General features: G+C 68.1%; 13 protein-coding genes. 6 read left to right on the forward strand and 7 right to left on the reverse strand.

Going from position 1 to position 13,420, the window contains the following annotated elements:
* Positions 1-249: 249 nt before the first annotated feature.
* The gene (locus EO139_RS12895) at positions 250-2,055 is read right to left on the reverse strand and encodes a DUF885 domain-containing protein (protein ID WP_126970958.1); all 1,806 of its coding nucleotides are present in this window, start codon (positions 2,053-2,055) and stop codon (positions 250-252) included.
* A gap of 97 nt (positions 2,056-2,152) precedes the next feature.
* On the opposite strand from EO139_RS12895, the gene EO139_RS12900 reads away from it, so the two are divergent.
* Together EO139_RS12900 and EO139_RS12905 are read left to right on the forward strand one after the other, a co-directional pair.
* Positions 2,153-2,503, forward strand: coding sequence for an aldehyde-activating protein (locus EO139_RS12900; protein ID WP_164739839.1), 351 nt, complete (start codon positions 2,153-2,155; stop codon positions 2,501-2,503).
* Complete coding sequence (locus EO139_RS12905; protein WP_104648062.1) at positions 2,500-3,303, forward strand: DUF4349 domain-containing protein; 804 nt, start codon at positions 2,500-2,502, stop codon at positions 3,301-3,303. The genes EO139_RS12900 and EO139_RS12905 overlap by 4 nt, the downstream gene beginning before the upstream one ends.
* Before the next feature lie 202 nt (positions 3,304-3,505).
* On the opposite strand, the gene EO139_RS12910 is transcribed toward EO139_RS12905, so the two are convergent.
* From EO139_RS12910 to EO139_RS12920, 3 genes are all read right to left on the reverse strand, one after another.
* Positions 3,506-3,799, reverse strand: coding sequence for a hypothetical protein (locus tag EO139_RS12910; protein ID WP_104581898.1), 294 nt, complete (start codon positions 3,797-3,799; stop codon positions 3,506-3,508).
* Between the two features lie 90 nt (positions 3,800-3,889).
* Positions 3,890-4,090: a hypothetical protein gene (locus tag EO139_RS12915; protein ID WP_241235959.1), complete on the reverse strand. Its 201-nt coding sequence runs from the start codon at positions 4,088-4,090 to the stop codon at positions 3,890-3,892.
* Positions 4,091-4,129: 39 nt separating this feature from the next.
* A complete protein-coding gene (locus EO139_RS12920) occupies positions 4,130-5,122 on the reverse strand; it encodes a LysR substrate-binding domain-containing protein (RefSeq protein WP_126970962.1) in 993 nt (330 codons plus the stop codon).
* A gap of 170 nt (positions 5,123-5,292) precedes the next feature.
* On the opposite strand from EO139_RS12920, the gene EO139_RS12925 reads away from it, so the two are divergent.
* Positions 5,293-6,180 (forward strand): DMT family transporter, encoded by an 888-nt coding sequence (locus EO139_RS12925; RefSeq protein ID WP_126970964.1) that lies wholly within the window; start codon positions 5,293-5,295, stop codon positions 6,178-6,180.
* 53 nt (positions 6,181-6,233) lie between these two features.
* Here the strand turns inward: EO139_RS12925 and EO139_RS12930 are convergent, their stop codons facing one another.
* The 3 genes from EO139_RS12930 to trxA form a co-directional block, all read right to left on the reverse strand.
* On the reverse strand, positions 6,234-7,139 hold the full coding sequence (locus EO139_RS12930; protein WP_126970966.1) for a peptidylprolyl isomerase: 906 nt from the start codon (positions 7,137-7,139) through the stop codon (positions 6,234-6,236).
* Between the two features lie 192 nt (positions 7,140-7,331).
* Positions 7,332-7,781, reverse strand: a complete 450-nt coding sequence (locus EO139_RS12935; RefSeq protein ID WP_104582204.1) for a DUF4442 domain-containing protein — start codon at positions 7,779-7,781, stop codon at positions 7,332-7,334.
* Between the two features lie 121 nt (positions 7,782-7,902).
* A complete protein-coding gene (gene trxA, locus EO139_RS12940; RefSeq protein WP_119128837.1) occupies positions 7,903-8,760 on the reverse strand; it encodes a thioredoxin in 858 nt (285 codons plus the stop codon).
* A gap of 206 nt (positions 8,761-8,966) precedes the next feature.
* On the opposite strand from trxA, the gene EO139_RS12945 reads away from it, so the two are divergent.
* From EO139_RS12945 to lptE, 3 genes are all read left to right on the forward strand, one after another.
* Positions 8,967-9,578, forward strand: a complete 612-nt coding sequence (locus EO139_RS12945) for a DUF998 domain-containing protein (protein ID WP_126970968.1) — start codon at positions 8,967-8,969, stop codon at positions 9,576-9,578.
* A 72-nt stretch (positions 9,579-9,650) separates the two neighbouring features.
* Complete coding sequence (gene leuS / locus EO139_RS12950; protein ID WP_126970970.1) at positions 9,651-12,293, forward strand: leucine--tRNA ligase; 2,643 nt, start codon at positions 9,651-9,653, stop codon at positions 12,291-12,293.
* A gap of 413 nt (positions 12,294-12,706) precedes the next feature.
* Positions 12,707-13,348, forward strand: coding sequence for an LPS assembly lipoprotein LptE (gene lptE, locus EO139_RS12955; protein WP_104648057.1), 642 nt, complete (start codon positions 12,707-12,709; stop codon positions 13,346-13,348).
* The last annotated feature ends 72 nt before the right edge of the window (positions 13,349-13,420 follow it).

Raw genomic sequence — 13,420 nt, forward strand, 5'->3', positions numbered from 1 at the left:
TGCAGGGCGCCAAGGCACGGCCTGCGCACCACTGGCGCGCGGGGCCTGGAGCGCCCGCTGCAAGCGCGGGCCGGGGCGCGGAGCGGGGGGCGGGGTGAGGGTACGGGCGAAGCCACTCGCCAGATGGGCTGCACGAGGCTTCACGCGCGCCCTCATCCGCCCCTGCGGGGCACCTTCTCCCGCGTGCGGGAGAAGGGACATGCATGAGCGCCGCAGTAACCGCTCTTCCTTATGCGGGAGAAGCATCGGTCACTTAATCGGCTGATCCAGCATCAGCTCGCGTGCAAAGCGCACCGGCGGGGCGCCGTAGGACAGCATCTGGTCGTGGTATGCCTTCAGGTTGAACTTGTCGCCCAGCTTGTCCTGCACCGCCTTGCGCGTGTCCAGATGTTCCTGCACGCCGACGAAGTAAGTCGGCAGCTGCGCCGACGACAGCTGCGCGCGCACCCACTTGCCCGAGGCTTCGCTCTCCTGCTGGAAGGTGTCGTGGGTCATCAGGTGCATCGCCTTGTCGCGCTCCCAGCCGTCCACATGCACGCCCTGGTCGAGGATGGCGTTGGCGATGGTGCGCAGGTAGAACTTGAGCTGCACCAGGTGGAACAGCGGGTCGTTATCCAGATAGCCCTGTTCCTGCATCATGCGCTCGGTGTACACCGCCCAGCCTTCGGCGAACATGCCCGAGCGCAGCACCGCGCGCAGCGTGGAGGGGAACTTGGCCGAATGCCAGCCTTCCAGGTAATGGCCAGGGGTGCCTTCGTGGATGCTGAGCAGGTGGATCATGCGGCTGTTGTATTCGCGCAGGAACGAATCGACCTGCTGGTCGTTCCAGTCGTCGGGAATCGGCGAGACCGCATAGAAGGTCTTGAGATTCTTGTCGAGCGGGCCGGGCGAATCGCAGTACGCCACCGCCACGCCGCGCTGGAATTCCGGCATCAGGATGATGTCCACCGGCGAATCGGGCAGCGTCATCAGATCCTTCTGGCGCACGAACTCGGTGGACTGCGCCAGTGCGGCCTTGGCCTCGTCCACCACCTTGTCGCGTGCCGGCTTGTCGGCATAGGCCAGTTCCAGCGCCGCCTCGATCGCGGCCTGCTGCTGGTCGTCGTTGGGCGTTTCGGGCAGTGCCGGTGCGCCCGGCTTGTCCTTGAGCACGGTGCGCGCAATGCCGTACATCTCGCTGCGCACGCGCTTGAGCTCGGACTCGGCGCGCTGCTTGATCTCGCCGCGCGACAGCGACGACAGCAGCGCGAATTTCAGCTTCTGATCGTAGAGTTGCGCACCGACGCGGAAATCGCCCTTGGCATTGGGCACCAGCACGGTCTCCAGCCAGGTCTGCTGCTCGGCCACGGCCTTGCGCAGAGCGTCGATGGCGGCCTGCGCGCGGGCCGCTTCGATCGGGCCGAGCTGGCCGATGTTGGGCGCGATGAAGGTGTCGACGATGCTGAGGATGCCCTTGTTCTGCTTGGCCACCGTTTCGGCATGGATCTTCGGCACGCGGGCCGGGTCCAGGTTTTCGCGCGCCTGCGCAAAGATGCCGGGAATCTTCTCCATGCGCTGCGTGGCCGAGGTCAGGCGCTCGGACAGCGGCGCGAAGTCGCGTGCCATCAGGCCATACAGCGCGCTGCCGGCCAGGCCGTTGTAGACCTGCGGGTCCCAGGCCCAGCTCTGCAGCACCTCGCTGTTCCAGATTTCCGATTGCAGCTGGTTGCGCAAGATGGCCGCATCGACCTGGTTCTCGCGCGACAGCTTGGCCACTTCGATGGCATCCAGATCCGATAGCAATGCCTTGCCGGCATCCAGGCTGCGCTGGCGGCCGGCGCTGCTCAGATCGTCGATCTGCGTGTCGAAGCGGTGATCGCCGGTCTGGGTGGCGGTGACCGGCGACAGCTGCATCCAGGTGTCGAGCGCGCGCTTGGACAGCGCCGCAAAGCGGGCATCCGGCGTCTGCGCATCCTGGGCGCTGGCATCAGGGGTGCCGGCGCGCGGCGATTGGGGCTGTTGCTGGCAGGCGCCGAGGCCGGCGAGCAGGGCGAGGACGAGCAGACGTTGACGCATGGTGGATCCCGATGGAAGCAATCGGCCAGCATAGGCATGTGCGCGCTTGTCCGCATCCGCCATTGGTTTAGAGTGGCCGCTTCCAAGGAGGATCACCATGCACCACGCCGGTAGCTGTCATTGCGGACGCAGCGCGTCCGAGCTGGAAACCGATGCGCCGATCACCGGGGCGTACCACGGCAATGGCCCGTTGGGCCGTGGCCATGGCGGCCTGCCGCGGTCCGGGACGCGCAGACAACCACGCCTGCAGCGCGGGTCCCAGGCGCTGTGGGCCTGGCGCATCGACCGGCAGCGGATCGAGCATCGCCACTGCCGGCAGTGCGGCGGTGCGCCTATCAGCGCGAGGATGCGTCCCGGTGCCGGCGAGCCCGCCCTGGAGGTCAAGCTGCGCTGCGTGCCGGAGCTGGCCGCGCCGAGCATGCATGCGGTCGCCGGAGCCAGCCGATGAGGCGCGCGATGCAACGGTATGCGGCCGGGTTGCTGCTGGGCTGGGCGCTGAGCGGATGTTCCAGGCAGTCGGCAGAGCTGGCGGAAGACGGCGGCGCTGCGGCACCGGCACCGCCTGCCGCGCAAGGCAACGCGCTGGCGTATGAGCACGATGTGCGAATCGAGTTGCCGGCCGATCAGATCGGCCAACGCATCGTGGCGGTTCGCACTGCCTGCCAGTCGGCGCAGTTCGGCGACTGCGCGCTGCTGGCGGTCGAGCAGACCGGTGGCCGCGACCCCAGTGGCAGCGTCAGCGTGCGTGTGGTGCCCGACGGCATCGAGCCGCTGGTGCAACTGGCCGGCCAGCATGGCGATGTCGCCGCGCGCAGCACGCGCGCCGAGGATCTGGCGCAGCAGATCGCCGACACCGGTCTGGCACAGGCGCGCCTGCAGAAAGAACACGCACGCCTGCTCGAGCTGCAGCAACGCCGCGACCTGGCCGTGACCGATCTGCTGGCCTTGTCCAAGCGGCTGGCCGAGATCGAAGCCGAGGCGCAACAGGCCCAGCAGGACGCCGCGCAGCAGCAACGACGCGTGCGCACCCAGCTGCTGACGCTCAATTTCCGTGGGACCGGGGGCGAGCAGGGCAGGGGCGAAATCGCCGAGGCGGCCGCCGGGTTCGGCCAGGTCTTCGCATCCAGCGTGGCGTTCGTGATCCGCGCAGTGGCGGCGTTGCTGCCGGTGGCGGTGGTGGGGCTGATCGTTGGCTGGCTGCTGCTGCAGGCGTGGCGCTGGCGTGCGCGGCGGCGCCGGATGTCCTGATCGGCCGCGCGGCTGGCCGGCGATGCCGCACCAGCCGCGCATGTGTTGGAGACGCGCTTGTTTCAGACAGTGACGCGAGGCGTTGCGCGCTCGCAGGTCACGCGCGGTGACGCCGTTCGTCTGCGATGGCTGCGCAGCGCCTCGGTGCACCATCGCCACACGCCGACCGCGCGCAAGGGCGGCGCAGTCGGTACGACACCGCTCAGCCTTCGTCGAATTCGTATTCGACAAACACATCCAGCCGCAGCGCCAGTTCCTGCACGGCGTCGCGCACCTTCTGCGCGGTGGCTTCGTTGCCGGCTTCCACTTCGAATTCGTGGCTGCCCGGACCTTCGTCGTCGGACAGGCCGGCCGAGCTGGAATCGTCATCGTCCAGGTGCGGCATCAGATCGTCGACTTCTTCCACGTGCTCGATGCCTTCGATGCTCTGCAGCAGGTTGGCGATGGCACGCGCGTCGTCGTCGGTGCCGGTGATACGCATGCGAAGAGTGGGCATGGGAACGTCCTAGGGATTGGGGAGCTAAAGCCTAGGCACCGGCAGGACAAAACGAAGTGATGGTGTAGGGCACTCGCGGCCTGCGCTCATTCACATCGGGCGGGTCGGCCGTCTGACGTCGGGCCGCTGCCCGACATGCAGCAAAGGCTGGCCTGCCGCACGCAACATCGCCGGCAGGATGTAGTCACGATGCAGGCGATGGATTGCAGCCATGTGGCCGAACCGGTTGCGGCAGTTGACCTGCGTGGTCATCGTCAGCGCGATCGTGTGCGCGACCGTGTGCGCGTCCACGCGGCGCAGCGCGGAAGCTGACGCATGCGCCCGCTCCAGTCACTCGTGTGCCGAGGCCTTGCGCGATCGCCGACGCACACGCGGCGCACTCGCCGTCTCGCGCGCCGGCAATGCCACCAGCTCCGCCGGCAGCGCCGGCATCGGGGTGCGCTCGTCCAGGGCCTCGCGCTTGAGCCAGTCGATAAACGCCATTGCCGCAGGTCCAGGCACGCGATGGCTGGGATGCACGATGTAGTAGGCGTAACGCGCCTTGAGGGTGGGGCCGGGCAGGCGCACCAGCTCGTAGCGCTGCAGATACGGTTGGGCGATGTGCTTGCGTGCCAGGACCGCGCCCAGGCCATAGACCGCCGCGCGCATGGCGTCGGTGCTGTCGTTGAAGGTGTGCATCGGCGGCAGCGTGGTGCCGCGCACCTGCGCGGCACGGAACCAGTCACGCCATCCCTGTGGCGACATGTCGCTCAGCAGCGGCAATTGTGCGATCTGCGCCGGCGTGCGCAGCGCGGCGACCTCCGGCAGCGACGGCGAAGCCACCGGAAACAGTTCGTCGTCCATCAGGTGATGCGAGGTCAATCCGGGCCAGGCGCCCTGGCCATAGCGGATGCCCAGGTCGGGGCCGCCGTCCTCGAAGCGCGAAAACGCCGCGTCCGACTGCAGGTCCATGCGGATATGCGGGTGCGCGCGACAGAAGCGCGGCAGCCGCGGCAACAGCCAGCAGTACGACAGCGAGCGCAGGGTGGTCACGCGCAACGGGATGGCGTCTTCGCGCGGATGCAGGTTGCCGGCCACCGAGGCGATGTCGGCCAGCGCAGCGGTGGCCGCATCGGCCAATTGGCGCCCCTCCGCGGTGAGCTTGACCCCGCGCGGCAAGCGCTGGAACAGGGTCACGCCCAGCAGCGCTTCGAGCTTGCGCACGTGATGGCTGACCGCGCTGGCGGTCAGATGCAGTTCTTCGGCGGCATGCGCGAAGTTCTGGTGGCGCGCGGCGGCGGCGAACACGCCCAGCGCGGGCAACAGGGTGGGGCGCAGGTTCATCGAGGCATGAGTGAGATTTGTGGCTCGCCTCGATACTACGCGCTTGTCGCGCCTGCGGCTGCAACCGATGCTGCAGTACCCCATCGCGATGATCGTGCCATGTCCGTCTGTCTGCCTGATGTTGTCCTCTGCGGTTCCAGCACATCACGGCAGCCTGCGCAGGTGGGGCGATGAGCGCGCAACCGGCGCCGCAGCCGGGCGTTGCCACACGCGAATGGCGCACCCCGCTGGAGCTGGGGTTTCTCGGCATCGTCTGGGGCTGCTCGTTCCTGTTCATGCGCGTGGCCGCACCCAAGTTCGGCACCGTGGCGCTGGTGGAAATCCGCCTGGCGCTCGGGGCGTTGGTGCTGTTGCCGTTCCTGTGGCTGGCGCGGGCGCGGTTCCCGCTGCATCGCTGGCCGATGCTGGCGGCGATCGGCGTGCTCAATTCCGCGTTGCCGTTCCTGCTGTTCGCCTGGGGCGCGCAACACGCGCCGGCCGCGATCGGTGCGATCTGCAATGCGATGACGGTGTTGTTCACCGCCTTGATCGCCTTCCTGTTCTTCGGCGAGAAGATCGGCACGCGGCGCGCACTGGCCTTGCTGGTCGGCTTCATCGGCGTGCTGGTGCTGGCCACCGGCAAGTCGGCCGGGTTGAGCGTGGGCCCGGCGGCCCTGGCGGGTGCCACCGCGTCGCTGCTGTATGGCATCGGCTACAACCTGGTGAAGCGCCACATGGGCGACTTGCCACCGGCCGCATCGGCCGCGTCCACGCTGGGCTGCAGTGCGCTGCTGCTGGCGCCGCTGGCCTGGTTGCAGTGGCCGACCACGCCGGTGCCGGCCGTGGCCTGGGCCTGCGCCACCGCGCTGGGCGTGGCGTGCACCGGGTTGGCGTTCCTGATGTATTACCGCCTGATCCAGCGCATCGGCCCGGCACGCGCCTCCACGGTGACCTACCTGGTACCGGTGTTCGGCGCATTGCTGGCCTGGTCGCTGCTGGGCGAGCCGTTGACCTGGACCATGCTGGTGGCCGCGGTGCTGATCCTCGGCAGCGTCGCCTTCAGCCAGCGCGCCCGCTAAAAACAAGCGCGCCCGCTTTTACCAATCCCCAATTCCGAATCCCCAATCCCGAACTAGCCAGCAGGCGGCGCCCGCACCGGCAACGGCACATTGCACAGATCGATATGCCCGGCCGGGCGCTTGTAGAAGTCGTCCCTGCGATTGCGGCGTGCTTCGACCACATCGCGGAAGGTCTGGCTGTCGGTGCGCAGCAACTGCAGTGGCGTGCGTTCGGGCATGGGCACCTCGCTGGCCAGGCGAATGGCGCGAATCGGCGAGCGCTGCGCGGGATCTTCGTAGAAACCCATCGGGTCCGGCCCGCGCGGGATCACGCTGAGCAACTCCATGCCCTTGACCACGCGGCCGACCACGGTGATGTTGCGGTCCAGCTGGCGCGGCGACTGCCCGGTGACCACATACAGCTCGGCGCCGATGCTGCTGTCTTCGTCGTTGTTGCGGCCGGCGCCCAGGGTGCCGTAGCAGTGCGCCAGCCAGGTCTTTCCGCTGGCGCTGTCGCGCCCGACCGGGAAGCCGTCGACAAAGCCCACCTGCGCCGCCCAGCCATCGCTGTCAGGCAGGCGCTGGAAGTCCAGGCCTTGCGAGGCGCGTTCGAATTCGGCCGGCAGGTGCGTCTTGGCCGAGCCCAGCGACCTGGCCTTGGCCGGCGTCTCGCCATCCGGGTCGCCGAACTGCACCACGAAGTTGTCCTGCGAGCGATAGATGCTGAGCCCGTCCCAGAAGCGTTCGTGCGCCAGCGTGCGGATGTTGCCCACGTGCGCGGGCGCGAACTGCGGCGCCAGCTCGATGATCACCCGTCCGCCATCCAGTTCCAGGTATAGCGTGCGCTCGGGGTCGAGCACGCGCCATGCGCTGGCCGGCGAGGCGTCCAGGATCTGTTGCGGGCTGCGATAGGCCGCGTTGGCGGCAGCGGGTAACACCAGGGCAAGCAGGCAGGCGGAAGCAACAGTGCGCAGCAGCATGAAGGCAGCCAGTCGGGAAGAAGCCTGATTCTTGACCAATGCGCGCAGGGGCGCAAAGTGCGGGTTCGCAACGCGCGCCATCGACGACGTATGCGCCGTGAATGCCGGCCGACCCATGCCTGCCCAAAGGAGTCGGTCGGTGCCCAGCATGCGCCGGCGCTGCAATCGCGCGCCGGTCTGCCGGTCTGCCGGTCAGCGCGCCGGCTTGCGTTTGACGTAGAGCTGCTTGCGCACGCGTGCCACCACCTCGCCATCGCGGTTGTGCACGCTGTTTTCGAACCAACGCAGGTACTTCTCGCCAGTGGCGGTGGCATCGCGCAACTCGCCCAGCACACTATCGTCGATGACGAAATCCGCGCTCACCGTGCCGCGCCCGGGTTTGACGAACTCGATGCTGCCGGCCTTGTCCCACACGTAGTAGTCGCGCCCCAGGTTCTGCATGGTCAGCAGCATCCAGAACGGGTCGGTCATCGCGAACAGGCTGCCGCCGAAATGGGTGCCGACGTAATTGCGATTCCACGGCCGCTGGCGTAACTCGACGCGGGCATGGCGGTAGTCGGCCGACAACGCGGTGACGTGGATCCCGGCAAACAGGTACGGCGGCCACAGGTTGATACCGAGCTTGAACAGGGAAGCACGCATGCGGCCAGGGTCCATGGCGGGGGCGGACCCGTAGCATACCATTCGCATGCGTATGGAGCTTGTGTCGGTGATGGCAGCGCCCGGCCGGTCTGCAGACCGGGCGCCGTGGTGCCGGCGGCGCCTAGAACACCAGCGACGACATCTTGCGGCGGTAGCGGCCGACCAGGTCTTCGTCTTCGATCACCCGGAACGCATCGATCAGGCTACGCCGCGGCAGGTTGTCGTCGAAGCCGCGGTCCTGCCGCAGCATGTCCAGGAACTGCTCCAGCGCGGCTTCGTCATTGCCGTCGAGCAGGTGGCGCACGCCAAGCAGATGGCGCGCGCGCAGGTCGGCGCCGTTGGCGGCGACGGCGGCCTGCAGGGTGTCGGCGTCCGGCGCGTCCTTGAGCACATTGGCAAAGCCCAGCCGTGCCTTGGCGCGCACCGCACGGTCGTCGGTGGCCAGGTTGGCGGGCAGGGCGTCGATCAACTGCTCGGCCTCGGCGGTGTCGCCGGTCTTCAGCAGCGCCAGCGCCAGATCCAGCTTGAGCTCGTCCTTGTCCGGCTCGGCGGCGATCGCCTCGCGCAGCGCGGCAACCTGGTCCTGCGGCTCGAGCGGGGCCGGCGGCAGGTCTTCCACCACCTGCGCCTCGGCCGGCAGCACGCCGTGCTGGGTGAGGAAGTCGCGCACCTGGCCTTCCGGCATCGCACCCGGGAAGCCGTCGACCAGCTCGCCGCCCTTGACCAGGAACACCGTCGGCACCGAGCGGATCTGGAATGCGGCGGCGATCTGCTGCTCCTTGTCCACATCGACCTTGGCCAGCTCGAAGGCGCCGTTGTAGTCGGCGGCGAGCTTTTCCAGGATCGGCGTCAACGACTTGCAGGGGCCGCACCAGGTGGCCCAGAAGTCCACCAGTACCGGTGTCGTCAACGATTTCTGCAGGACCTCGGTCTCGAAGGTGTCGGTGGTGGCATCGAATACGTGCGGCTTGTCGGACATGGGCTTCCAGAAGTGAGTGCGGCAACAGTGGGAGGTAATGGTGGCAAACCGGGCCGACACAAGGCTGGCGGTGGCCAGGCGTGCCGGCGCGCGGTCGGCCGCCATGCTGCCGGCCGTCATGGCGGCAGGGGTTCACGCCAGGCGCGCCCGGCACGACAATGCCGCGTCCTGGCGGCGCAGCCTGCGCCCGGCGTTGGAGCAAGGCAATGACACGCATCGATGGCACCCAGCGCTACCTGGGCCTGGTCGCGGCAACCGTATTCGTGCTGGCGGTGGCCGGCTTTGGCGTGGCGCTGCCCGGTTACCTGCAGGCCAGCCATCCGGTGGCCTTACTCGGTGCCAATGGGGTGCCGCATGCGTTGGGCTTCAACCTGCTGGCGTTCGTGCTGGTCGGCGCGCTCGGCATGGCCACCGGGGTCAGCCTGCTGGCGCGCATGCCGGCCAGGTCCAGTTGGAGCCTGCGGGTGGGCGGGCAGTTGATCGTGCTGGCCGGGCTGGCCTTTGTCGGCATGGGTGCGCTGCCGCTGGATCCCGCCGATCTGGACGGGCGCGCCAGCCAGGCCCATGCCACGGCCTGGCTGCTGTGGGCGGTGGCCTTCGTGCCCGGCATGCTGTTGCTCGCCGCCGCGCTGCTCAACCAATCCAATACCCGCCTCCTGGCGTGGCTGAGCCTGGCGGCGGGGCTGCTGGTGGCGGTGCTGGCGTTCGGCCCGCCGGGCCTGCTGCGGCAGGCGATCGCCCAGCGCCTGGCGTTCCTGGCCTGGGTCGGCTGGCTGGCCGTGGCGGCCTGGCGCTGGCCGGCCAGAGCCGCCGGCTGAGGCGAGCGTTTGGAGCACCTGCTGCACTGCGGTACCCTGTGCCGCTTTGCACCGCCCGAGCATCCGCTCCCAATGTCCACCGTCGAACCGAACGCCTACGACCCGCAGCAGGTCGAAACCTCCGCCCAGCAGTTCTGGGATGCCACCCGCGCCTTCCAGGTCGACGAAACTTCGGACAAACCGAAGTTCTATTGCCTGTCGATGCTGCCGTACCCGTCCGGTGCGCTGCACATGGGCCATGTGCGCAACTACACCATCTCCGATGTGGTCAGCCGCTACAAGCGCATGACCGGCCACAACGTGCTGCAGCCGATGGGCTGGGATGCGTTCGGATTGCCGGCGGAAAACGCGGCGATCAAGAACAAGACCGCGCCGGCCAAGTGGACCTACGCCAACATCGACCACATGCGCGGCCAGCTCAAATCGTTGGGCTATGCGATCGACTGGTCGCGCGAGTTCGCCACCTGCACGCCCGAGTACTACGTGCACGAGCAGCGCATGTTCACCCGGCTGATGCGCAAGGGCCTGGCCTATCGCCGCAACGCGGTGGTGAACTGGGACCCGATCGATCAGACCGTGCTGGCCAACGAGCAGGTCATCGACGGCCGCGGCTGGCGCTCCGGCGCGCTGGTGGAAAAACGCGAGATCCCGCAGTGGTTCCTGCGCATCACCGACTACGCGCAGGAACTGCTCGACGGCCTGGACCAGCTGGACGGCTGGCCGGATTCGGTCAAGACCATGCAGCGCAACTGGATCGGCCGCTCGGAAGGGCTGGAGATCCAGTTCGACGTGCGCGACACCGACGGCACCGCGCTGGATCCGCTGCGCGTGTTCACCACCCGCCCGGACACGCTGATGGGCGTGACCTTCGTGTCGATCGCCGCCGAGCATCCGCTGGCGTTGCATGCGGCCAGGTCCAATCCGGAACTGGCGGCGCTGCTGGAAACGCTCAAGCACGGCGGCGTCTCCGAAGCCGAGCTGGAAACCCAGGAAAAACGCGGCATGGCCACCGGCCTGACCGCGGTGCATCCGATCAGCGGCGAGCAGGTGCCGGTGTGGGTGGCCAACTTCGTGCTGATGGGCTACGGCACCGGCGCGGTGATGGCGGTACCGGGCCACGACCAGCGCGATTTCGAGTTCGCCAACAAGTACGCGCTGCCGATCGTGCAGGTGGTCAAGCTGCGCGAGCCGCGCAACGAAGAAGAGCAAACCTGGGATGCCACCCAGTGGCGCGACTGGTACACCGACAAGAGCCGCCCGCTGGAGCTGATCAATTCGGCCGAGTTCGACGGCCTGGATTTCGGCGGCGCCTTCGAGGCATTGGCCGAGCGCTTCGAGCGCAAGGGCCAGGGCCAGCGTCGGGTCAACTACCGCCTGCGCGACTGGGGCGTGAGCCGCCAGCGCTACTGGGGCTGCCCGATTCCGGTGATCTATTGCGCCAAGTGCGGCGCAGTGCCCGTACCGGAAGACCAGCTGCCGGTGGTGCTGCCGGAGAACGTGGAATTTTCCGGCACCGGGTCGCCGATCAAGACCGACCCGACCTGGCGCCAGACCACCTGCCCGGACTGCGGCGGCCCGGCCGAGCGCGAGACCGACACCTTCGACACCTTCATGGAGTCGAGCTGGTACGTGGCGCGCTACACCAGCCCCAACGCGCGCGACATGGTCGATCGCCGTGCCAACTACTGGATGCCGGCCGACCTGTACGTGGGCGGCATCGAGCACGCGATCCTGCACCTGATGTACTTCCGCTTCTATCACAAGCTCATGCGCGACGCGCGGCTGGTGGACAGCGACGAGCCGGTGACCAACCTGCTCACCCAGGGCATGGTCATCGCCGACACCTTCTACCGCGATGCCGACAACGGCGGCAAGGACTGGATCAATCCGGCCGACGTGGAGATCCAGCGCGACGAGCGCGGCCGCGTCACCGGCGCGGTGCTGATCGCCGACGGCCAGCCGGTGCACATCGGCGGCACCGAGAAGATGTCCAAGTCCAAGAACAACGGCGTGGACCCGCAGTCGATGGTGGCCAAGTACGGCGCCGACACCGTGCGGCTGTTCTCGATGTTCGCCGCACCGCCGGAGCAGTCGCTGGAATGGAACGAGGCCGGCGTCGATGGCATGGCGCGCTTCATGCGCCGGCTGTGGGTGCAGGTGCACAAGCACGTGGGCGAGGGCGCCGCCGCTGCGCTGGATGCCGCCGCGCTGAGCGCCGAGCAGAAGGCGATCCGCCGCAAGACCCACGAAACCATCGGCAAGGTGGACGACGACTACGGCCGTCGCCACAGCTTCAACACCGCCATTGCCGCGGTGATGGAACTGTCCAACGCGCTGGCCAAGTTCGACGATGCCAGCGCGCAGGGGCGTGCAGTGCGCCAGGAAGCCCTGGAAGCGATGGTGCTGCTGCTCAACCCGATCACGCCGCACGCCAGCCACGCCCTGTGGCAGGTGCTGGGCCGCGACGAGACGCTGCTGGAAGATGTCGCGTTTCCGCAGGTCGATGCCGCCGCGCTGGTGCGCGACGCGCTGACCCTGGCGGTGCAGATCAACGGCAAGCTGCGCGGCACCATCGAGGTCGCTGCCGATGCCGGACGCGAGCAGATCGAAGCGCTGGCCCAGGCCGAGCCGAACGCGGCCAAGTTCCTGGAAGGGCTGAGCGTGCGCAAGATCATCATCGTGCCGGGCAAGATCGTGAATATCGTGGCGGGTTGATCGTCGCTGATCGGCTAGGTCGCCATTGCCGGTTCGGGCAGTGTCCCGGAGCGGCGTGGCGACGCGGTGCGAGGTCGCTGCGGCGTTGTTGGCAACGTGTTGCACTGGCGCGTGCTGTTGCGCGGGTCGGGGTGCTGCAGGGGGTCTGTGCGATTGACTGCACTTGGTGCGTTGCGACGCATGGGTGATGTTTCCGCGATGGTTCCTGGTCCTTCATTTCAGTCGCGCTTGGCGACGTGCAGGTGAGATTGCCGGGGGTGGTTCTGGTCGTTCACTGCACCTGCGCGTGGCAACGCGTTTTTCATTCCTGGGCGCGGCGTTTTTTCGCGGCGTCCTCTCAAGCCCCGTTCACGCGGTGTCGGGCAGGCTAGCCGCCTGTTGCCGCCGCCGGGGCGCTCATCCAGACTGTGCCCATGATTCGATTCCCTACTGCCTTCGCTGCGTCCCTCGTGCTCGTCTCGAGCCTCACCGCCTGCGGCTTCCATCTGCGCAACTCGCTGGCGCTGCCGCCGGATACGCCCGCAGTAAAGGTGCAGTCCGCGGTGCAGTACAGCGAGCTGGCCAAGCTGCTGCGGCGTGGCCTCAAGGCTGCCGGCGCCACCCTGGCCGACGAAGATGCCAAGACCGGCTTCGCGCAGGTGCAGGTGTTGTCCGAGCGTTGGGGCGATCTGCCGATCGCCATCGACAGCCAGGGCCGTGCGCAGGAATACAGCCTGCGCTACGCCGCCATCTTCACCGTCACCACCGCCAACGGCTCGGTGCTGGTGCCGCAGCAGGTGATCGAGCTGTCGCGCGACTACGTGTCGCCACCGGTGGACGCCACCGGTACCGCGACCGAGCGCGAGATCCTCGCCGACGAATTGCGCAAGGACATGTCGGCCTCGATCCTGCGCCGTATCGACAGCGTGGTGCGCGCCCGCGTGCAGCGTGGCGAGAGCCTGGAAAGCACGCCGAGCGCGCCGCTGCCGCCGGCCGCCACGCCGCCCGTGCAGCCGTCCACGCCGGAATCGAGCGTGCCGGCGTCGCTGCCGCCGGCGTCCTCGTCCAATAACTGAGCAGCCGGTGATCAGCCCGTCCGCGCATCTGCCGGGCAGCCGCGCCCGGTGTCCGGAACTGGCGTGCGCCAG

It is taken from the genome of Xanthomonas sp. BRIP62411 (assembly GCF_003993525.1).
Classification (GTDB): domain Bacteria; phylum Pseudomonadota; class Gammaproteobacteria; order Xanthomonadales; family Xanthomonadaceae; genus Xanthomonas; species Xanthomonas euroxanthea.

What these genes read in the sequence shown, in the direction of transcription:
- EO139_RS12895 (WP_126970958.1), bottom strand. Translation starts at nt 2,055, where the DNA reads ATGCGTCAACGTCTGCTCGTCCTCGCCCTGCTCGCCGGCCTCGGCGCC.
- EO139_RS12900 (WP_164739839.1), top strand. Translation starts at nt 2,153, where the DNA reads ATGCACCACGCCGGTAGCTGTCATTGCGGACGCAGCGCGTCCGAGCTG.
- EO139_RS12905 (WP_104648062.1), top strand. Translation starts at nt 2,500, where the DNA reads ATGAGGCGCGCGATGCAACGGTATGCGGCCGGGTTGCTGCTGGGCTGG.
- EO139_RS12910 (WP_104581898.1), bottom strand. Translation starts at nt 3,799, where the DNA reads ATGCCCACTCTTCGCATGCGTATCACCGGCACCGACGACGACGCGCGT.
- EO139_RS12920 (WP_126970962.1), bottom strand. Translation starts at nt 5,122, where the DNA reads ATGAACCTGCGCCCCACCCTGTTGCCCGCGCTGGGCGTGTTCGCCGCC.
- EO139_RS12925 (WP_126970964.1), top strand. Translation starts at nt 5,293, where the DNA reads ATGAGCGCGCAACCGGCGCCGCAGCCGGGCGTTGCCACACGCGAATGG.
- EO139_RS12930 (WP_126970966.1), bottom strand. Translation starts at nt 7,139, where the DNA reads ATGCTGCTGCGCACTGTTGCTTCCGCCTGCCTGCTTGCCCTGGTGTTA.
- EO139_RS12935 (WP_104582204.1), bottom strand. Translation starts at nt 7,781, where the DNA reads ATGCGTGCTTCCCTGTTCAAGCTCGGTATCAACCTGTGGCCGCCGTAC.
- trxA (WP_119128837.1), bottom strand. Translation starts at nt 8,760, where the DNA reads ATGTCCGACAAGCCGCACGTATTCGATGCCACCACCGACACCTTCGAG.
- EO139_RS12945 (WP_126970968.1), top strand. Translation starts at nt 8,967, where the DNA reads ATGACACGCATCGATGGCACCCAGCGCTACCTGGGCCTGGTCGCGGCA.
- leuS (WP_126970970.1), top strand. Translation starts at nt 9,651, where the DNA reads ATGTCCACCGTCGAACCGAACGCCTACGACCCGCAGCAGGTCGAAACC.
- lptE (WP_104648057.1), top strand. Translation starts at nt 12,707, where the DNA reads ATGATTCGATTCCCTACTGCCTTCGCTGCGTCCCTCGTGCTCGTCTCG.